We start from the raw sequence: 20892 nt of genomic DNA on the forward strand, positions 1-20892 counted from the left end.
GCTAAGAATGAGAAAGGTCCTATAAAATAGACTTTTTATAGGACCTTTCCTTTTAATATTGATTTATCAGTTTCATCGGCGAAGCAAGTACCTTACTACTTTTCACATCATATAATCCTATAGGCGTTACTCGTATAAAAGGCAAGTGCGTCGCAGAAAAGAATAAAATCGTAAATGCCGGATCGTCATACGCGTAGCCACGCTCTTGTAGCAATTTCACCATCTGTTTTTCTTCCTGTATTAATTCACTCATTTTTAAATTAGACATAATCCCGAGCAATGGTAATGCAATTTCGTGTAACACTTCATTTCTTTCCGCTATTACCATTCCCCCGCCAAGCTCTTTTACTCTATGAAAAGCTGTAAGCATATCTTCTTTCCTTTTTCCAATAAGAATGATGTCACCTGTACCAGAATAAGAGCTAGCAAGACCTCCTAATCCATTCGCAAAACCTTTCACAACTGTATTCACTCGCCAAGTGCCATCACGAGCAATCATCATAAGGAAACATTCATCATGCTCAATAGAAAGTTCTTCACCGTTTAAGTCGATTTCAGTTACATATGGTTTTGAAATAACATCATTTAATAATTTTATACCTGTTGTTTCAGAAAAAATCATATCTTCTTTCTTTAAAGACCAGTCTAATGATAATGGAGTTACTTTGAATTTACTCCAGTCTATATGTAATGATGCATTTTTGTTTATTCCGTCACGCTTCATCCATTTCCCCTTTGCAATTACACTTATTGGAATCGGATTTTCTTTACTTTCCAAAATATTAATATTTGCAATTCTTCCTGTCGCGATCGCGCCGTGTAAATGCTCCATATTATAATAACGAGCAATGTTATAGCTTGCCATATTATAGGCATCAATTACTGGTATTCCTTGCTTTATCGCGATTTCTATCATCCTATTCGTCATTCCGTTTTCATAAAATGACGGATGTGAACCATCTGTTGTGAACATGAATCTATCAAATTTCTTGACACCTAATTCCAGCAATTCTTTCAGTAAAACTTCTAAATCTGGACGGATAGAAGAGTTTCTAAGAGTAACGGTGTAACCTTGCATAAGGCGTGTTAATGCTTCCTGTCCTGTCATCGCTTCATGATCGCAATCAGCACCTAGTAACTTTAACTTCGCTAACGTTGATTCAGACGCACCGGGAAAATGACCTTCTACTTTTTTCTGTAACCGCTTTGTTTCCTGCACCCAATTTAACATTTCATCATCGCCATGTAATAGTTTCGGCCATGCTGTTAACTCGCCGCCCTGAAGAACATCTTCATGCTTCAGCCATTCCATTATTTCTTCACTATTAAATAAAGATTCCCCATTCTGTAGTTCAGTCTGTCCATCGAAACGACACCACCAATACATACTTGCTGGAATCTTTTTAAATTCATCTAATAAACGAAACGCTACTTCCCGTTGTAATGTGAAAAACAAAGTTAAATTATCATTAATGAAAGTTGTTGTACCAAATTGCATCGCATGATTTGCTAAAGTTTCAGGATTATATAATTGATATGGATGTGCATGCGGTTCTATGTAACTAGGAACTACATACTTTCCATCACAATCAATGACTTCACATTCGTGTAGTTGCTCTGGTAGTTTTTCTCCTACATATATAATGCGGTCATCATAGATCCAAATATTTGCTTGCACCCACTCGCGCATATAGGAATTTAAATATGTTGCATTCTTGAATAAAATGTGCGGGCTTCTTGTGCCATCTATTACTTCAACATGTTCTCGTAATTGTGTGTTACTCCATCTAAACTGATTTTGTCCCAATGTATTTCACTCCACATCAATTTACTTTTATTTATTAAAACAAAAATAATTAACTAACTAAAGTATTATCCATTCCTAACTCCCCTGTATATCCCCTATACTCTTTATTATATGGAATGATTACAAAAATAACAATTTTCTAAATTTATAATATATCTCTTTGATCCAAAATAAAAAAGATGTCATGCAACTGACATCTTTTTTATACTAGACTATAAGAGTGAATTACACTTGTATCCGTATTTATGTTCTACATATACTTGATTGCTGCCATACCATGAATGCTAATACTGTCCTTATTTGCAAAATTAAAAAGCATCTCTTTTATTTACAACTAAAGCCGGATTCCATTCGCTTTCTTTTCATCTATTTCTTAAATTCAACTTGCATCATTTTATTAAACTGTGTTAAAATATCAATCGCACCTAAAGAGTTAATACTGACAGCCAATGTATGTTTGCCTCCAATTACTCCGCCAACAAAAGTTGTAAATCCAGGAATCGACCCTCCATGACCCCAAATTGAAACACCGTTTGAAAGTTTCGTCTCATAGATCCCAAGACCATATCCATCACCAAGACCTTTTCCTTCTATAGGAACTGTAGTAAGCATTTCTTTTAGCTCGCGTTCTTTCAGTAACTTACCACCGAGTAAAGATGCAAAGAACGTATTTAAATCGTCCGCATTTGAAATCATATCTCCAGCTGCATTAGCTAAACTCGGATTATAATACGTCATGTCTTTCAATTCACTTGTTTCGTCTATTTTCATATACCCACGAGCATGATCCTTTCCTGGAATAACGGGTGAATTCCCTGGTAAAAACGTATTTGACAGATCCAAAGGTTCAATAATTCGTTTTTCAATTTCTTCTGCATAACTATTGCCACTTATTTTTTCAATAAGCATTCCCAATATTACGTATCCTGTGTTTGAATACGCCCATCCTTTACCTGGCGAAAAATCTGGGGGTAGAGAAAGTCCTATTTTCACTATTTCTTCTGCTGTATACGTTTTTCTCGAATTCATTATGTCAGCGTCTTTTGACTTTAAATATTCAGCTATACCACTCGTATGATTCAAAAGTTGACGTATCGTAATTTGATTGCCATCATACCCATTTCCTTGAATGAGACCCGGTAGCCACTTTTCAATTGGATCGTCAAGTTGCACGCGATTTTCTCCTACTAATTGAAGAACAGTCGTAGCGGTAAAAGTCTTCGTCACACTCCCAATCCGAAAACGATAATCCGATTTCATTGTTTTCTTTGTATTTAAATCCGCGACGCCAGCAGTATAACTACTAATCTTTCCATTGTTAGACGTCTTCGCTAATATTCCTGGGGTTCCAAGCTGTACTGTTTCCTGCATTACTTGTTTCCAACCATTCCGATTCTTTTGATCATGTGATTGTGACGGACTAGATAAATTTTGAACAGACTCTGCTTTCACAGTAAAACCTGGTGTGAATAGAGTAGTACCCGCTAATAAAACTGCCAAACTTGCTAACTTAATTGAATTACATTTTTTCATAAGACTCCCTCTCCTCTATTAATATAGGATTAATTCAAGTTATACTTTAATCCTATATGATAAAACTCTCTTTTTTCTTATCCATTCCTTACGAAATACTTACGTTCAAATTTTGATACGATAAACTGAGAAAGAGCTATGCATGAAAATAAAAAGGGCATATAAAATAAGGACAGCCACTTAACTGCCCTTATTTTCATTTCACCTCGTCTTTATTATTTTTAAGATGATTCATTAATTGTGTTCGTTTCAAAGGTACATATATGTTTGTTCCAATAACATATCTTTTTCCCAATCGAATTATCTTATAAATTTAAGGAGTTCATATTAAGATTAACAATAAAAAAGAACGTGTTTTCAATTTATCAGAACACGTTCTCTTACATACTTAAAACCCTATATCAACTTTTTATTTCATTCACTTTTACCATCCTGCACTAGCGTTCATGCCATTTCCAATAATAGTAAGAAATAGTGGCCACAATACTGGTCCTAACGTAAGAAGTAAATTTAGAAGTATAAGTAATCTATATACCCCGGGGAAATTTTGATCTTTACGATTTACAAATACTAAAATAACTAATAATATTATGGTCGTTAAAAATAAAAGTAGAGTTAGCAACCAATACCAAACCATTAAACTGAGACTCCATGGTGTTAATAGCTCGTGTATTATACCAAATATGATTCCTAATACTCCAAAACTAAAGGTAGTAACTGTTGATTTTATAAGCACTATATTTAATGTTTTTTCGTATGTATTTTTACAATATAAATCTATTAAAGTGTATAAAGATAAATATGCCATTAATACACCTATCCAAGACAATAACCAGTCTCCGCCTCCTCTAAATAACATGAACAGCAACCAACACATCCCTACTGCAGAAAAAGCAAAGGAAATAAGTATGCTTTTCAATACCGGTTTCATTATATTTTCACACCCTTAAAAATAAATTATAAATTTTTACTAAACTCATGTAATTTTTTATTAACATGCTACCCATTAATCGTTTAGCTCTAACGTATCCTTTTTTCATTCTATATTAATAAAACAAAGATATACTCATGAACAATTAAAGAAGCAATACTCTACAAAGAGTTCCATATAGCTTGTATATTCTTTTTCCATTGGTAGAGATATTAAAAAATTAAGTATACATTAACATGCAATTAAATATAAGTAAATAAAATTAATTTACTGCTAATTTTATTTACTTATATAACTTTCATATTCAGATTAACTCAGCCACCATTTTATTTTCATATAATACATTCTACTATTCATATCGCCCTTTTCCATCCCGCTCTATCCACCCCATAGTCTTCTTAACATCTAACTCCGTATACGTCTTTTCACCATAACGAACAGACTCATATATCGGAATAATATCTCTCGTTCGACATATTCGTTTTAACCATTGTTGTATCGTTTCATAAGACCTTCGCTGTTCGTGAAATGGTAAAGTTCTTTCCCATTCAACTAATGTTTTCCTTATCGTATCAGTAGGCAATGACTTTTCTGACTGATCAATGGTTTTTTCATCTTTTATGGTTCTTACCACAGTTTGCTTTGTGACCGATTCTTTCTCCTGTACTATTTCAGTTTTCGTCAACCTTTTCCTAATGTACTTGTAGATGGAATATATAATTGACATTACAATAATCACATAAAAAGCTATACTAATCCATGAATTTGAAAGCATAGAAAATACGCCTCCCCATGAACTTTCCCTTTCAAAACCTTTAAATTTTTTACCCGTTGTCGTTCTATTCCCATTATCTCCTACTTTTGTCTTTTCCAAAGGTGTGCCATAATCTTCATTATTTTCATTGTTTATTGTTTCCTTATAAATTTTTTCAGATTTCTTTTCACTAAAAAAACGCTCTTTTACTATGTCTTGCACATGCACAACACCTTGTGATAACGTTATCGCACTAACCGCAAAGAATAGTATGATTAAAGCTCTTACACTCCAAAACTTCACTTTCATATGCCGCTTTTTATTCAACATGACATGAATCCCTTCTTATTCTTTAATTACAATCCATTTATTCGTTCTACTGTATTCCCTAGGTGAAGTACCAAGAATTAAAGGAACTGCATCCAATTCCTTACGACGAAATCCTGCTGTATAAAAATAAGAAGATGATACAGGCGTATCTTGATCCGATATTGAGGCAAGTACCTTTAATACATTTTGCAAATGTTTCCGATTATCCCCGTTCTTTACATGTAACAATCCGTTACCTTTCACACTGTTAATCCATAACTCAAATGAACAATCTTGCATGAGCAGTTGTTTGCATATGCCTGCCGTTAATTCAATAAGCTCTTCAATATCATTTCGTAAAGAAACGCCACTTTTATTTTGTAAATTGAGATAAATCGCATATTTATCAGATTGTGTTCGTTCGTATTTTTTCGCAGTTATCATCCCTGTTTTTGCTGTTGCGCTCCAGTGGATAGAACGAAAATCTTCATTTTCATACGACTTCACTCCCATTACTTTCGTTTCATCATATAGCGGTGAAGACATCGCTTTTCGAAATCCCCGTGACCATTCTTGTAATTCAGGAACTTGTATTTTCGGAACGGCTGGTAAAACTAAATAGGAAGGCGTATCAACTTGTTTATATGTTATATGTTTCGTTATGAATCCAAAGGGATCAGTAATAACAATTTCAACTTCTTCCCATTTAGCAATTCCTCTTTTTAACGCTACAGCTTGCAAATCAAATGAAATTGACTCTCCTCCTTTTAAACTAAAATTCATATAATAATTTGAACCTGTACTATGATTTTTGTTTATTTCATCATGATTCCAAGTTAGCTTATTTTCACATTTAAATCGAAATACGATATTAAGAATAGGAAATATCGACTTGTTTGAAATTTTCATTTTGCACGTGTTCGTTTCACCGATAAAGACATTCGAATTTCCTTGATTGTATTCCCAGTTAACACGAGATACTTTCCGAATGTATATATGCGTAGCACCTATTAAAATTAAATACAAAAATACGAGGGATAATATGAGTAGATTACTTGAAAATACACATAAAATAACGGCTACAACTGACATAACTCCTATTACGAAAGGCTCCGCTAAAGGTGTATACACAAGCTGTTGATTCATCGTACATTCTCCACTGGCACACTAATCGTATGAAGAATTTCTTTCATGATTTGTTCTTTTGTCGTTTTCATCTCCCCTTCAATCGTTAACGTTAAACGATGAGCACAAACGGATGCAGCTAGTAGTTTTATATCATCTGGTGTACAGTAATCTCTTTCATTTAATATTGCTCGTGCTTGGATTGCCCGCATAAATGCCAATGTGCCTCGCGGGCTTACACCAATTTCAATTAACTCATGCTTACGGGTTGCTTCAATAATTTCAAGAAGATAATCTTGCACATCATTCCCTACTAACACTTCCCTTGCACGTTTTTGTATATTTATTATTTCTTCACTTGAAATAATAGAATGTAGCGTTTCTAATGGATCATTCGTTTGGAACCGATTCATCATTTCCTTTTCTGCTTCTCTCGTAGGGTAACCTTGTCGAATAGTAAGTAAAAATCGGTCTAATTGAGCATCAGGTAAAGGAAATGTACCCGCCGATTCAAGAGGATTTTGCGTTGCAATAACTAAAAAAGGTTCTGGTAATGAATGTGTCTGTTTCGCAATGGTAACGGTACGTTCTTCCATAACTTCAAGTAACGAAGATTGCGTTCTCGGCACAGCTCGATTAATTTCATCTACTAATACTATATTTGCAAAAATAGGCCCTAACCTCGTTTTAAAATCCGATTCCTTCACATCAAAATATTCGAGTCCAATAACATCTCCAGGCAAAGTATCAGCTGTAAATTGAATTCTTTGGAACTTAGCGTCCACACTTTTAGCCAAACTTTTCGCTAATGTTGTTTTCCCTGTCCCAGGTACATCTTCTAATAAAATATGTCCTCTTGCTATAAGAGCTATAGCTGCTAGTTCAATCGATTCATCTTTTCCTATAATGACCTTTGAAATATTGTTAGTGATTTTCTTTAATATGTTCATATATTTCACTACCACCTTTAAATATTTTTAAAATTAAGAATATTTATTTTCCAAATTATAACACATTACGTTAGAAGTAAATATATTCCTATCAAAATAAAAAAGATGACCTCAGCCATACGCTAAAGTCATCTTTTTCTACCTAATTATTTTACTAGTTCACCGCTATAAACCTTTATATCAAGCGGAGCAGTTAAAAACTGTGATGCTTTACTAACGAAAGATGTGAAGTGTTCACTCGTATTATGACTCGCAACTGCTGCTTCATCTTTCCATACTTCTACCATCGTATAAACACTTTCTTTTTCAGTATCTTTATATAAATCGTAAGATACATTTCCACTTTCTTCTCTTGAACCATGAAGTAGTGGCTGAATTTCTTCTAAAAATGATTGTTGTTTTGCTGGATCTACTTGAAATATTGCGTGAATAATAATCATGGTGTTTCCCCTCTCATATCTCACTTATTTCTGTTTTTTTATAAAATTACTTCCACTCAGCAACTTTTTCAATTGGAAGACGTACTGATGGATAACCACTGTCAGCAGCTTTTCCGATTGAAATTAACATAACTGGTACGTGACGCTCTTTGTCTAATCCGAAAGCTTCTGCGATTTGGTCTTTTTCAAATCCACCAATTGGGCAAGTATCATAGCCGTGAGCACGTGCTGCTAACATAAATTGCATCGCTACAAGACCACCGTCAATTAGTACAGTATCTTTCATTACTTCTGGTGTAACCATTGAGAAGTAACCTGAAAGTTTTTTCATTTGATCTTCTTTTACTTCAGCTGGCATAAGTCCGCGCTCTACTGCTGTACCGTAAATTTCTTCTGCGTTATCAAAGTTGTTTAAGTCACCAAATACAGCAATCATCGCTGAAGATGTTTCTACTTGAGATTGATTGAATTTTGCAAGTGGAGCCAGTGTTGCTTTTGCTTCGTCACTTTCAATAACAAGGAATCTCCATGGTTGCATGTTTACTGAAGATGGTGCAAGTGTTGCTTCTGTAAGAATTTCTGTCATTTCTTCTTTGCTAATTTTTACTGAAGGATCGTACTTACGAATTGAACGACGTCCTGTTAAAATTTCGTTAAAATCATTTGTTTTTACTAAGTTAGTCATGGTTGTATTCTCCCTTTTTTAAAGTTCTTTTATATTTTCTTGAATGCGGTCTAACACCGTTAAAAGATTGTCGCGTTCTTCTTCACTTAATCCTTTAAATGCTGAAGTAGCGAAACGCTCTTTTTCCTCTTGATACACTTGAATTTTATTTCGCCCCTCTTCTGTAAGAGAAACTAACGTAATTCTGTTATCATCTGGATTTTTACGTCTTGTAATCATTCCGTTTGCTTCCAGCTGTTTTAAATGCCTCGTAATCGCGGCATTATCAATATTCACTTCTTGCTGAAGTGCTTTTTGACTAATTTCATCTACTTCATATAACTGAAGTATAAGCTCTAGTCTAGATTGACTCATACCCGTACACCCTTCAAACTTCGAACTTACTTCTTTATTTAGAAAGTGTAATTTATATAAAATTATTGCTTCTTTTGAGCATGAACTTGTCAAATTACCCCTCCTTTACATGCAAAACAAAAATATTTGATGTATCAATAGTTGATATGTCAATTAATATAATCTATATCGATTTATAATGCAAGCATTTTGTTTTCACTATTTATTTTTTTGAAATTCGTCTATTAATATTTTTCCAAAATAAGACGTTTTATGACGTTACAAAAAATGTAAATTACATTATAATAGTAATAATTCAAATGACTGGAGAGTGATTGTAATGCGGCAATACACAAATAGAAATGAGGAAATGAACATGGAAAATGAAATGAGGATATTTATATATGACAACAATAAATATAGGGATTGTCGCGCACGTAGACGCTGGCAAGACGAGTTTGACTGAGCGTATTCTTTATGAAACGAATGTGATTAAAGAAGTTGGCCGTGTAGATAGTGGTAATACTCAAACTGACTCAATGGAATTAGAAAGACAACGCGGAATTACGATTAAAGCATCGGTCGTTTCTTTCTTTATTGACAGTTTAAAAGTAAATGTCATTGATACACCTGGACACGCTGATTTTATCGCTGAAGTGGAGCGATCATTCCGCGTTTTAGACGGTGCGATTTTAGTTATCTCTGCCGTTGAAGGTGTGCAAGCACAAACGAAGATTTTAATGCGGACATTACAGAAATTAAACATACCTACTATATTATTTGTTAATAAAATAGACCGTAGTGGCGCAAATACTGAAAAAGTTGTGAAACAAATAAAAGAGCTTCTTTCAAATGAAGCATCCCCCTTCTACTCTGTAGAAAACGAAGGTACAAAGGACGCTCGGATTATTGAATATAAATCCTATGACGATTGTATTGAACGATTAGCACCATTTAACGAATCATTGCTTGAGTCATATGTAAATAACGAAATAATACCGGATGCACTATTAAGAAAAGAACTCGAAAAGCAAATACAGCAAGCAAATGTGTTTCCTATCTTTTTTGGTTCAGCAATGACAGGTATAGGAGTAACTGAATTACTTAAAAATATTTCAGCCTTAATTCCAGCTACTAAATCGGCACAAGATGAAACATTATCCGGTGTTGTTTTTAAAATTGAACGTGAATCTTCTGGCGAAAAGATTGCTTACGTAAGACTATTTTCTGGTTGTTTACACGTTAGAAAATATGTTGATATACAGCGTGGAGAGTCTCTACCACATAAGGAAAAGATTAAAAAAATGTGCATGTTTCATAATGGAGATGTCGTTCAATCTTCTACTGTTCAAAGCGGAGAGTTTTGCAAAGTGTGGGGACTTACGAATATTAAAATTGGTGATATTATCGGTAAGCGGACGGATTATATAAAGGATATTCACTTTGCCGAACCACAAATGGAAGCTGCTATTGAAGCAGTGCCTAAAGAACGAATTCATGATTTATACGCTGCACTTATGGAGCTATGCGAAGAAGATCCTCTCATTAAGGTTTGGAAAGACAATGTTCATAATGAACTATACATTCGCCTTTTCGGTGAAGTGCAAAAAGAAGTTATTGAAACAACACTTTATGAAAAATACCGTCTACAAGTTACCTTTTCAAACACGCGAGTTGTATGTATTGAAAAACCAATTGACTTAGGGAATAGCGTTGAAGTAATGGGTGAAAAAGAAAATCCTTTTTACGCAACAATTGGGTTCAAAGTTGAACGTGGCGCGCTTAACTCTGGCATAACGTATAACTTAGGTGTTGAACTTGGATCACTGCCTTTAGCATTTCATAAAGCGATTGAAGATACAGTATTTCAAACGTTAAAACAAGGTTTATTTGGATGGGAAGTTACGGACATTATCGTCACATTAACACATACCGGCTATGCCAGTCCTGTTACAACAGCGAGTGACTTTAGAAATTTAACACCGCTCGTATTAATGGATGCTTTAAAACAAGCCAAAACATGTGTATTTGAACCAATAAATGAATTTGAATTAACTGTTCCAGAGCACGCAATTAGTACCGCAATGTATAAACTAGCTGCTATCCCAGCAACTTTTGCAGAGCCTACGTTGCATAATGATTCTTACCATTTAACAGGATCATTACCTGTTGCAAAAACAGAGGATTTTAAACGAATGCTCCATTCATTTACTGAAGGAGAAGGTATCTTTATAACAAAGCCAACTGGTTTCACAAAACTTACGGCTCCCTTTCCTACTCGAAAACGTGTTGACTTTAATCCGCTAAATCGGAGGGATTATTTTCTTCGTGTTTTGAAGGCTTATTAAATAAAATAGAGGTGCCATTCGCACCTCTTTTTGCATGTATTGATAGGTTAGTTTTTCCTAACAACTTCTTTAAGTTTTTCTATTATTTTTGCTATCGCTTCGATCGAATTCTCGGTTTCAAATTCTCCAACATTTACAGAATGGTTAGCGTTTTTGACAACTTCAATCTGTAAATTCGTTTTATGTAACTGATTTATTTGATTTGCATTATATTGATGATCTTTATCTCCAATTACTAAAAGCCCTTCGTGATGACTATGTAAGATCGAATCAAAAATAGAATCAAAAGTTAGTAATGGTGTAAGCAATATCATTTTTGACCGTAGAAATTCTTCTCTCTTCATTAAATCATTCGCAATCGGGATTGTTCCGAGTGATTTTCCTAAAAACATCGAATTGCTATATTGCCCACTTTTTAGCACTTCAATAATGACAGGATTAATATCATCCATCATTACTTTCGTTATTTCTTCCATTGGTTTTTCCATTAATTGTCCATCGTAGGAATAATGAATATGTACTACATCTATTTTATTTTCAAGCATAAGCATCGTTGCATAATAAAATAACGGCTTGTCATAATTGTAGCCTGAACCTGAGAACATAAAACAAATTGTATTAGAACCTTTTTCGATATGTGTGTAACGAATGACTTTATCATCTATATGTATCTCTTTTTTAGTCCCCTTCACCGTTTTCCCCTCCAAGCACGCTTACTTTTGTAAAACGATATGTTCTGTATGAACTGATACATCCTTTACTTTATCTTTTATAAACGCTGGCTGTAAGTTATATGCATGTAACTCTTCTACCGGCACCCACTTAAATAAATATTTTCTACCTGCTTCTTCAAGAATATATTGATCCGCCCCATTTGCAGGTAATTCATGCAATTCTACTTCATAATAAAAACTAATCTCATGAAACTTTCGCTCAGAAAGTGTAAAGAAGTTTTCTACTGACCATATTAATCTCTTCACTTCAATAGGTACGCCTAGTTCTTCTGCAAGCTCTCGTTTTAACGCATCTTCACTATTTTCTAGCATTTTCACTCTTCCGCCTGGTACGTACCAAAAATCTTCACCGTCACCTTGCAGAATGAGTATTTTATTATCATGTTTACAAATTGCTCCGACTCGGTAATTAAAACATGTTTCCTCTACTTTAAACGTAAGATCCACAACAAACCCCTCCAATGTATCATTACAAAACTATTATGTATGTGCTGTACAAATAAGATTACTAAATTTTTCTATTTCATTCAATTATTTTTTAACTTTCCAAAAACAATACGCATCATTTGTCATCACAAGTATAAATACATATGTCACAATCACTGCACACACTAGAGAAGCATTATGGGGGACGAATGGAAACATTGCCAATATATAAAACTGAAAAATCAAATAATTTCTAAGGAATCATTATAAAAGATAAAGTAAAACTTCAATAAATGGAGTTTTTATCTTTCCCCTATTGTATTTAAATATTGTTAAGACATTATTAAAAAAGACGCAAGGTCAACTTATGTGCTAATTAATTCTTTTTCTAGAAAAAGCGTCTTTTATTGCACTTGTTAATACATTTAGGAATAATAAAATAGCCATAACTACCGTTAATACGTTAAATTGCTTTGTTTTATAAGGAGCGAACCATTCCGTAAAGAACTCTGAATTAACGAGACGCTCCCCAACTCCTCCTTCCTTGAAGTTCGGTATCCACGAATTCATATCAAGGATGATAAAAATTAGTTGCATAACGAAAAATGCTCCAAGAGTTTTCAGCCAATTTCGCATTCGAATAGGACGCCCTTTTTTTGATGTCATTTAAATGATCCTCCTTTTAGAACTTGCTATTAAAGAGCCTTGTTCTGATAGATACGAATAGATAATATCCATGAAACCCCATAGCACCCCACTGCTATGACAGCAAATATAAGAAATAATTTCAAATCTGAAATCTCTTTTAAAAAGGTCAGTACGCCATTAGCATATTTATTTAATAAATATGGAGTATTTCGCATTAAATATATAACTCCAATAGATAAAAGTATAAAAACTGGTACAAGTGTTTTCACTTTAAATGCAACAAAAAATGGGATGTAAAATGCAGTAATCAGCATGACTGCCAAGAATCCTAGGATGTAACTTTCTAAGGAAAGTTGAAATTCCATGCTGTCTAAAATGAAATATTTTCCAACTAAACAAAATGGGATGATTACTATTGTAAAAAATAAGGTTCCAACGTATTTTGAACTTATAATTTCCTTCCTAGTATACGGTAATGAGTTTACTAAAATATTAGCATTATCTTTATCATCAGATTGATATGTGTTAATTACAAAAACGGCACTACAAATGATTATGACATATGCTACATCCATGCCGGCCCACAAATAGGTAACTAGAAATAAGAGATAAGCAGGTAAAAAAGTTTTTTGTAAAATCAAATCCTTTTTAATTAAATTAAGCATCTTGACTCCCCCTTTTTCATGAAATACATAATATCCTCTAAACTTGGTTTTTCAATCACCACTTCTTTATTAAATAAAGTTTCGATAGAATTTACATTTTCAATCAATCCCTCGAAACCTGTATTTGCCTTACATACAGATATAAATTCACGCTCGGTATCAAAATCTAACATATCTAGTGGTCCTTTGACCAAAATATAATCTTCTGCAATGGCATAAATATCTTTTGTAAAAATATGCTTCCCATTTTGAATAAATGTAATATAATCGGCAATGCGGTCTAAATCCGTTGTAATATGAGATGAGAAAAAGATAGTTTTCTCACCATCCTGCATAATATTTTGTAAAACATCCAATAATTCTCTTCTAAATACCGGATCGAGTCCGGAAGTAGGCTCATCCATAATAATTAGTTCAGCATGATGTGAAAGGGCAATTGCAAGAGAGGCTTTCATTTTCATTCCTTTGGAGAATGTTTTCATTTTTTTATTTAATGGTAATTCGAACAGATCTTTATAATATGTAAATTGGTTAAAATCCCATTTTTTATAAGCAGGCGCAATAATTTTAGTAATTTCCTTTAATGTGAGTTCATCATAAAACACATTATCGTCATAAACGAAACCAATTCTTTCTTTAATTCGCTTCGCATCAGTCGAATAGTTCATGCCAAATAAGGAGACATTTCCACTATCCGGGTTCATTAGATTCATAATCATTTTAATCGTTGTAGATTTACCTGATCCATTCCCCCCAATAAAACCCGTAACAAATCCTTTTTTTACTTCCATCGAAAAATTTTTAATTTGAAATCCTTTAAAAGATTTACTGACATTTTGAAGTTCTATTACGTTTTCCAAGAGTTTTCCTCCTCGTATAAAATTGTAAGCATTTCTTTTAGATCATTTAAAGAAACATCCATTTGTTTAGCATTTTGAATCGCTTCACACAACTTTTCTTCAACTGTCTTTAATTTTTTTTCTTTCATAGTTTCAGTGTTTTGTTCTGCTACAAAGGACCCCCTTCCGACAATTGAATAAATAAAACCGTCTTTTTCCAGTTCTTCATATGCTCTTTTCGTTGTAATAATACTTACTCTTAAATCTTTTGCTAACTGACGCATTGAAGGAAGAGCATCTCCTTGCTTTAAATCACCTAGTAAAATAAGTTTTTTTATTTGGACACCAATTTGTTCATAAATAGGTTCCTTTGAAGTGTTCGTAATAACGATTTGCATGCAAGTACCTCTTTTTAAAAATATTGTATATATACTTTATATACAATATATACTATCGTACATTGTAAATCAACAGAAAATTTCCAAAATATAGTCACAAACACAATCTAATAATAAATGTAATTCATACAACTTATTTATACGGGTCTTCCTCGTATTTGCTCGATTTTGAGGTGGAGGTCTTACTGCTATCTAATGCGGTATAAAGACTACGTTGTGTTTTACGGAGAAATTGGCACAGCTGATAGTGTGAAAGCAAAAGAGTTTGGAACAGAAGAACAATCTGAGGAAGTTGATATCAAGTTAGACTGGTATGAAGGTGACGAGGAAGGATTGAAAAAGATGTTTCCTATGCTATGGGAAATGTATGGAGAAAGACCGATTGAGTGGTAGATTTATATACGAAAAACGCCTTGTTTCTTTATTAACAAGGCGTTTTTTCTTGATACTATGTTTAAATTGTTATCTTTCCACTCTCCCACCACACCATAAAAATCTTTAAAGAAGGCGCAACCCACGTTCTGCTATCATTTTCATGGTTCCATACATATATATCATCTCTTTGCACTATTCCATTCAAAATGGAATAGCCAAACAAATCACCATTTCCGCCATCAGCAAAAAATAATAAACAGTCAAAAGGCATATATAAATCTTTAAAATCAACTATATTTCTCATATTCATATTTTCAATTTTAATTTTTGAGGCATCCCAAATAAATTGTCCATATTCACCTTCTATACCATTTGTTTCCTGTAATAATTGATATAAATCATTCGGTAACTCCAACTGCAAATTTTTTTGAACTTCAGCGAGTTCATCCTTCGTAGCGGGATTTTTCAAACTTAAGTTTGATGAAATACTGCGAATGGTATTTTTCCACATAACCTTTTTCCTCCTTGCGGTCCCTTATGTTCAATCCAGTATATACAATGTGGCTCCTCTAAATTTATTGATACCACTTTTCTAACAAATCCTTCTCCCTCTCGCCTGAAATACCTGCTTTTAATTCCCATTCGTCCATACTCTTCATCCACGCATACACGTCTGTAACAGTATCTTCTAACCTTCTAAAAGTAAGACCCTCTTTAACTGCGCTCTCTATATTAATAGAGAATCCACCTTTCCACGGATCTGTTTCACCTTCTAATGAAAAAGTTTCTGGAAGCCACAATGGCATTTCCGTCCATGGCTGTACTTTATTCTCATGCATAAACGATTCATCAACCCAAACGAATGCAGCGTCGCTATTCGTAACCTTTTTACTCATATTTAATAGCTCTTCCATCGTCAGCTCATCTTTCGGACCCGTTACATTAAATGTACCTACTTTATTGTTTTCTGCCATGTTTAGTCCAAAGCTTGCGACGTCTTTTATATCAACGAACTGCACTGGACGGTCTTTCCTTCCTGGAACTAACACTTTTCCTCCCTTTGCTACGCGCTGAATCCAGTATGGAAGCCGATCTGTATAATCAAACATTCCTGAAAGAAGTCCTGCTCTTACATGTAAAACACGCCCCGGCCAATACTTCTCTGCTTCTTTTTCACATAATACTTTAAGCGCACCGTAATACTCATAAGGAGATATTTCACCATTCTCTACAGCTTTTACCTTATCACTTGGTGGTTCAGGTAGTAATTTATAATCTTCTTTTATGTGATGCGGGATCCAATCTTTATATACGGAAAGGCTTGAGATGAATGTATAGTGCTTTATATTATCTTTAAGTACTTCTCCTACATTCCTAATGTGATGAGGAGAAAATCCACATGTATCTATGACCATATCCCATTTTCGATTTTCTAAACTTGAAACATCATCAGTTCTATCACCAATTAACTGCTCCACTTCAGGAAAAATTTCTTTATTTGTTCCACGATTGAATAATGTAACTTCATGCCCTCTATTCAAAGCCTCTTCTACGAAAGCCCTTCCTAAAAAACGTGTACCGCCCAGTATTAGAATCTTCATTCTTTTTCCCCCATTCAATCAAGCGCATGATTAAAAACCTTTTCTTTTGTTTAACGATTTTCCCTTGTAAAAAGTTACGGGTATTTTTCATTTTTTTCTATAGTTAATATAACGTCATCCAAATTTGCAACTTGTGACATAACTTTTTATCGAATTCGACAGTAATGAAGACGATAAAGAGGGGTTGAAAAATATTTCAACTAAGTCATAGTGATAAGTACACATCTACGAAAATACTTATTTATACGAGCAATGCTCCTGTCAATTTGGCAGGAGCATTGTTTTTTCAACCTCTATTTACTTTTATATACTTGAATTGAAATGATCGAAATTAAACTGAGCAACCCCATAAATAAACAAGTCGCGCCTAGAATTGTATAAGAATTTCCGTATCCTTGTAATAAAGCTAAATACGTACTTGTATCCATATGACCGCCCTGCTCTGCAACAGATTCACTTGTTGCCTTACTCCCCATTTCTGGTGCATTTATTAGTACATACACACCGATAATAGCTACTAAAGCTGAAATGATTTCTACAACATTAGACTTTGTCATCATACCCTCACCTTTCAAACAACGTCTTTTATCCATCTAGTGAAATCTCTTACTTATATATAATAGCAAAAAATATGGTATAAAATTCCAATTCATACCATATTTTAAACTAAATTTAATTATTTGACTGTACACTAGAAAGAATATATTTTGAAATTAGCTCCCCCCATATATCCTTCGCTTCCGGTATAATCTCAGATGCAATCGCCACCACCAATTCCTTCTCCGGAATACAACAAATCATATTCCCACCATCACCCATGGCACAGTATGAAAAGACCCCATCTTCTTCTCGTAACCACCATAAGTAACCGTATTGATTTGAATTCATCGCTATTGATTCTTGTACCCACGATTTTGAAAGAATTTCCTTTCCATTATGAATACCTTCATTCAAATACATCTGTCCAAACTTAGCCATATCTTTAACTGTTAACGTTAGTCCCCAGCCGCCCGTCGAAATACCATTTGGATCGTGAACCCATCCTTTCACATCTTTTCCGAATAAGTCATCGAATTCAAAAGATTTCATATTGTAGTTTGGAATTTCTCTCATGCCAAGCGGCTGAAATAAGTATTCATTCGCAAATTCACGCGCACTTTTTCCTGTTGCGCTCGTAATAATTGCTGATAATAAATGAGCTCCTGCAGATGAATATTTAAAAAATCCAATTTCTCCGCCTTTCCCTACCCTATTTAACGTATACTGCACCCAATCCTTTTGTGTGCATAATTCTTCTAACGGTTCCTGCCAATCTACGAAAGGATGTGGCGCTGTCATTGTAAGAAGGTGTCGTACTGTTATTTCAGATGAATTACAATTATATTCTGGGAAAAATTCTATTACTTTTTGATCAACGCTCTTTATATACCCTTTATCTACACATATCCCAATTAACGCGGAGATTATCGTCTTTGTGACAGATGCTACATGACGTGCATCATCTGGACCGTAACCATTATAATAATTTTCAAAAGTAACATTACCTTTTTGTACAACGAATACACCATTTATATTTTTATAGTTTTCTTTTATAGTCCAATCTAACTGTTCAGCAGTTTTCATCGTTCTTCCCCCTTAATCTATGATTAAAAAGGTTCGATAGGTACATATATATCAACTATATGTTTATGTTCGGGATGCTGCCTTGGATCATTTCTATATACTTCGAAAGGATACGAATCTTTCGGTTTATATCCGCTATTTGGCAACCATTCACCGTACAAGAAATTCCATACTCCTTTATATTCATCTTGGAATATTTCAAAATGACCTACCGCATACTTGCCTGAAGGTATTACCATTATTCCAATGTCGCTCGTTTCTACTGCGGACTCATCTGGAATTGTTATACATAGACTTGTTCTTAAATGATAGTCCTCAGTAAATTCATGATGATCGTGGTAAATGGTTAATACTTTCGTATCCTCAAATACATGATAGTTTTGCTCCGATGCGTAATGAAATAGTTTTTCTATCATTTTCGGAAAATCTATAGCTAAATCTTTATATGTACCTACATGTCTTATGTATGCGACGTTTACTTTGTCCGCTGTTACAATTTCGACCTCTCCTCGAACCTTCTTACACTCATTGTATTGAGAAGTTTCACTTACGTCTTTGCAATTCTTGCTATTGTGATTTCTATAGTGAGACGGACTTACTCCGTAATAACTTTTAAATATCCGGGAGAAAACTGCTGAATCTGTGAACCCGAAGTAATACGCAATGTCTGTAATCGTCATATCTGTACGATAAGTAAGAAGGTGTGTTGCCCTCTCTAATTTCAAACGATTCACATACCGAGATAACGGCTCATCCATCATCCCTTTAAAAATTCTATGAAAATGAAATTTTGAGAAGCCTGCCACATTAGCTAAATCTTCAATTGAAAGTGAATCATTTATATGTGATTCTATATAGTCTTGCACTTTATAAACACGTCGTAAATACTCGTTTCTACTTTGAGAACTCTCCACATTTATCCCTCCTCACAACAAAAAGACTAACTTTACGTCAGCCTACTTTACACATTTTTTAAAAATAAAACTCTACTCCCGCCGTTCACATCATAATTTGTATGTACGGATACACCTTCTATCTCATCATCCCCAGCTTCAATTTGAAATCCGATTTCTTGATGAAATTCAATTGACTTTTTATTAACTGGTGACGTTATCGCTTTTACAACTTTACGGTTATTTGCACGAGCGCTATCGAAGAAATAAGAATATAACGTCGATGCGATTCCTTTTCGTCTAAACTTCGGATTTACACCGATAAAATGAACGTACGCTTCATCTTTATGCGTTTGTGAAAAGAAACCACATAGAAAACCTAACGTTTCGCCATCTTCTTCAATGATAAAACTCGTTTCTTGAAAATGGACGAAAAACAATTTTGGCAACATACTAGCCATGTCTCTTCCGCCCCACCAATCATTTAATACAGAATGAATCTTTACATAATCTTCCCTTTGAATATTTCTTACTCGCATGTATTTCTCCCTCTCACTCACTTCATTTTTTCATATATTTTAATAACCGTTTCGACTAACAGAATGAATACCCAAATACCTGAAAATACAAGAACAGACTGGAATATCGATCCAATTACCATAACACCAACTGCACCTGTTATTGAAAATGATATTCCACCAAGCCCTGGATCCTGTATAAGTGCTCCAGCAGAAAAAGCAGTTATAATAGATACTATTAAATAAATAACACTCATTATTTTTAATATTTTTATAGAAAGATACGAAGTTTGTTCTTCTTCCACTTGTGATAATTCGATTTCCCCGCTCGCAATTCCTTTTTGTAGACAATCTTCACACAAAAATTCTTCATTTATTTTTTTACCACCATGTATTGTACCTGTTATTTCTTTACACCTTGAACACTTTCGATTTATCATGTTGATATCACTCCACTCATATAAGATTATACTTACATAATTCTACATTTACCTTAATATCCCTTTTATGTATTTTATAGAGAAAGGTCGTGTTTTATGATTTCGAAACCGACATTTATCTCTAAAAACCCTACCGTCCAGTATGTATTACGGCCTAGTTGCTATGCGGTTATTTTTAACAATACTTGCTCAAAAATAGCTATCATCGAAAAAGGAGAACATTACTTTTTACCTGGTGACGGTATGGAAAGTACGGAAACGAAAGAAGCATGTTTACATCGTGAATTACTAGAGGAATTAGGTTGGGCGATTGAAATTGATCGTTCTATCGGTAATGCAGCACGATATTTTTATGCCGAAAAAGAAGATTCATGAAGTTGAAGTTCATGAATAAGACCATATTTTACAATGGATGTCTCCATCGCTTGCTATAGAACATTTAATTCATGATCATCAAAAATGGGCTGTTGAACAAGCACTTTTACTACTAAATAAAAAAGGATCTCCTTCTATGTGA

General features: G+C 34.0%; 24 protein-coding genes and 1 pseudogene. 3 read left to right on the forward strand and 22 right to left on the reverse strand.

What is annotated here, in order from left to right; genetic code table 11:
* Positions 1-52: 52 nt before the first annotated feature.
* The 9 genes from MKX37_RS14635 to MKX37_RS14675 all read right to left on the reverse strand — a co-directional run bounded on the left by MKX37_RS14635 (position 53) and on the right by MKX37_RS14675 (position 8981).
* Complete coding sequence (locus tag MKX37_RS14635; RefSeq protein WP_078422435.1) at positions 53-1807, reverse strand: adenine deaminase C-terminal domain-containing protein; 1755 nt, start codon at positions 1805-1807, stop codon at positions 53-55.
* 366 nt (positions 1808-2173) lie between these two features.
* Positions 2174-3340, reverse strand: a complete 1167-nt coding sequence (locus MKX37_RS14640; RefSeq protein WP_002127946.1) for a serine hydrolase domain-containing protein — start codon at positions 3338-3340, stop codon at positions 2174-2176.
* 424 nt (positions 3341-3764) lie between these two features.
* Positions 3765-4271, reverse strand: a complete 507-nt coding sequence (locus tag MKX37_RS14645; RefSeq protein ID WP_002127948.1) for a DUF3902 family protein — start codon at positions 4269-4271, stop codon at positions 3765-3767.
* Positions 4272-4620: 349 nt separating this feature from the next.
* Positions 4621-5355 (reverse strand): hypothetical protein, encoded by a 735-nt coding sequence (locus tag MKX37_RS14650; RefSeq protein WP_016127189.1) that lies wholly within the window; start codon positions 5353-5355, stop codon positions 4621-4623.
* A gap of 15 nt (positions 5356-5370) precedes the next feature.
* Positions 5371-6480 (reverse strand): DUF58 domain-containing protein, encoded by a 1110-nt coding sequence (locus MKX37_RS14655; RefSeq protein WP_001075915.1) that lies wholly within the window; start codon positions 6478-6480, stop codon positions 5371-5373.
* On the reverse strand, positions 6477-7409 hold the full coding sequence (locus MKX37_RS14660; RefSeq protein WP_001023371.1) for an AAA family ATPase: 933 nt from the start codon (positions 7407-7409) through the stop codon (positions 6477-6479). Before MKX37_RS14660 ends, MKX37_RS14655 begins: the two co-directional genes overlap by 4 nt.
* A 146-nt stretch (positions 7410-7555) precedes the next feature.
* Complete coding sequence (locus MKX37_RS14665; RefSeq protein WP_000583822.1) at positions 7556-7849, reverse strand: putative quinol monooxygenase; 294 nt, start codon at positions 7847-7849, stop codon at positions 7556-7558.
* Positions 7850-7895: 46 nt separating this feature from the next.
* Entirely contained in the window at positions 7896-8534 is a 639-nt protein-coding gene (locus MKX37_RS14670; RefSeq protein ID WP_063225766.1) for a nitroreductase family protein, read from the reverse strand.
* Positions 8535-8552: 18 nt separating this feature from the next.
* Positions 8553-8981 (reverse strand): MarR family winged helix-turn-helix transcriptional regulator, encoded by a 429-nt coding sequence (locus MKX37_RS14675; RefSeq protein ID WP_078422149.1) that lies wholly within the window; start codon positions 8979-8981, stop codon positions 8553-8555.
* A gap of 290 nt (positions 8982-9271) precedes the next feature.
* On the opposite strand from MKX37_RS14675, the gene MKX37_RS14680 reads away from it, so the two are divergent.
* Complete coding sequence (locus tag MKX37_RS14680; protein WP_016127190.1) at positions 9272-11215, forward strand: elongation factor G; 1944 nt, start codon at positions 9272-9274, stop codon at positions 11213-11215.
* Between the two features lie 47 nt (positions 11216-11262).
* Here the strand turns inward: MKX37_RS14680 and MKX37_RS14685 are convergent, their stop codons facing one another.
* From MKX37_RS14685 to MKX37_RS14710, 6 genes are all read right to left on the reverse strand, one after another.
* Positions 11263-11907 (reverse strand): hypothetical protein, encoded by a 645-nt coding sequence (locus tag MKX37_RS14685; RefSeq protein ID WP_016127191.1) that lies wholly within the window; start codon positions 11905-11907, stop codon positions 11263-11265.
* A 21-nt stretch (positions 11908-11928) separates the two neighbouring features.
* Positions 11929-12396 carry an NUDIX hydrolase gene (locus MKX37_RS14690; protein WP_016127192.1) on the reverse strand — a complete coding sequence of 156 codons (468 nt, stop codon included), beginning with the start codon at positions 12394-12396 and terminating at the stop codon, positions 11929-11931.
* Positions 12397-12747: 351 nt separating this feature from the next.
* Positions 12748-13041 (reverse strand): YfzA family protein, encoded by a 294-nt coding sequence (locus tag MKX37_RS14695; RefSeq protein WP_029442680.1) that lies wholly within the window; start codon positions 13039-13041, stop codon positions 12748-12750.
* A gap of 29 nt (positions 13042-13070) precedes the next feature.
* On the reverse strand, positions 13071-13688 hold the full coding sequence (locus MKX37_RS14700) for an ABC-2 transporter permease (protein WP_002127955.1): 618 nt from the start codon (positions 13686-13688) through the stop codon (positions 13071-13073).
* Positions 13676-14548 (reverse strand): ABC transporter ATP-binding protein, encoded by an 873-nt coding sequence (locus MKX37_RS14705; RefSeq protein WP_000432454.1) that lies wholly within the window; start codon positions 14546-14548, stop codon positions 13676-13678. The genes MKX37_RS14700 and MKX37_RS14705 overlap by 13 nt, the downstream gene beginning before the upstream one ends.
* The gene (locus MKX37_RS14710; protein ID WP_016127193.1) at positions 14536-14925 is read right to left on the reverse strand and encodes a GntR family transcriptional regulator; all 390 of its coding nucleotides are present in this window, start codon (positions 14923-14925) and stop codon (positions 14536-14538) included. The genes MKX37_RS14705 and MKX37_RS14710 overlap by 13 nt, the downstream gene beginning before the upstream one ends.
* Positions 14926-15120: 195 nt before the next feature.
* Between MKX37_RS14710 and MKX37_RS14715 the strand changes: the two genes are divergently transcribed.
* Positions 15121-15318, forward strand: a complete 198-nt coding sequence (locus MKX37_RS14715) for a hypothetical protein (protein ID WP_016127194.1) — start codon at positions 15121-15123, stop codon at positions 15316-15318.
* Between the two features lie 61 nt (positions 15319-15379).
* On the opposite strand, the gene MKX37_RS14720 is transcribed toward MKX37_RS14715, so the two are convergent.
* The 7 genes from MKX37_RS14720 to MKX37_RS14750 all read right to left on the reverse strand — a co-directional run bounded on the left by MKX37_RS14720 (position 15380) and on the right by MKX37_RS14750 (position 20375).
* Positions 15380-15811 carry an SMI1/KNR4 family protein gene (locus tag MKX37_RS14720; RefSeq protein ID WP_000265815.1) on the reverse strand — a complete coding sequence of 144 codons (432 nt, stop codon included), beginning with the start codon at positions 15809-15811 and terminating at the stop codon, positions 15380-15382.
* A gap of 64 nt (positions 15812-15875) precedes the next feature.
* The gene (locus MKX37_RS14725; protein WP_002127960.1) at positions 15876-16901 is read right to left on the reverse strand and encodes an SDR family oxidoreductase; all 1026 of its coding nucleotides are present in this window, start codon (positions 16899-16901) and stop codon (positions 15876-15878) included.
* Between the two features lie 293 nt (positions 16902-17194).
* A complete protein-coding gene (locus MKX37_RS14730; RefSeq protein WP_000361375.1) occupies positions 17195-17494 on the reverse strand; it encodes a hypothetical protein in 300 nt (99 codons plus the stop codon).
* Positions 17495-17573: 79 nt separating this feature from the next.
* The gene (locus MKX37_RS14735) at positions 17574-18524 is read right to left on the reverse strand and encodes a serine hydrolase domain-containing protein (protein ID WP_002127961.1); all 951 of its coding nucleotides are present in this window, start codon (positions 18522-18524) and stop codon (positions 17574-17576) included.
* Positions 18525-18547: 23 nt separating this feature from the next.
* Positions 18548-19438, reverse strand: coding sequence for an AraC family transcriptional regulator (locus tag MKX37_RS14740; RefSeq protein ID WP_002127964.1), 891 nt, complete (start codon positions 19436-19438; stop codon positions 18548-18550).
* A gap of 47 nt (positions 19439-19485) precedes the next feature.
* The gene (locus tag MKX37_RS14745) at positions 19486-19956 is read right to left on the reverse strand and encodes a GNAT family N-acetyltransferase (RefSeq protein ID WP_078422148.1); all 471 of its coding nucleotides are present in this window, start codon (positions 19954-19956) and stop codon (positions 19486-19488) included.
* A gap of 17 nt (positions 19957-19973) precedes the next feature.
* The gene (locus tag MKX37_RS14750) at positions 19974-20375 is read right to left on the reverse strand and encodes a DUF3980 domain-containing protein (protein WP_002084779.1); all 402 of its coding nucleotides are present in this window, start codon (positions 20373-20375) and stop codon (positions 19974-19976) included.
* A 96-nt stretch (positions 20376-20471) separates the two neighbouring features.
* Here MKX37_RS14750 and MKX37_RS14755 point away from each other — a divergent pair.
* Positions 20472-20892 (forward strand): annotated as a pseudogene (locus MKX37_RS14755) (NUDIX domain-containing protein).

It is taken from the genome of Bacillus sp. FSL R5-0709, from assembly GCF_038004785.1.
Lineage (GTDB): Bacteria > Bacillota > Bacilli > Bacillales > Bacillaceae_G > Bacillus_A > Bacillus_A mycoides.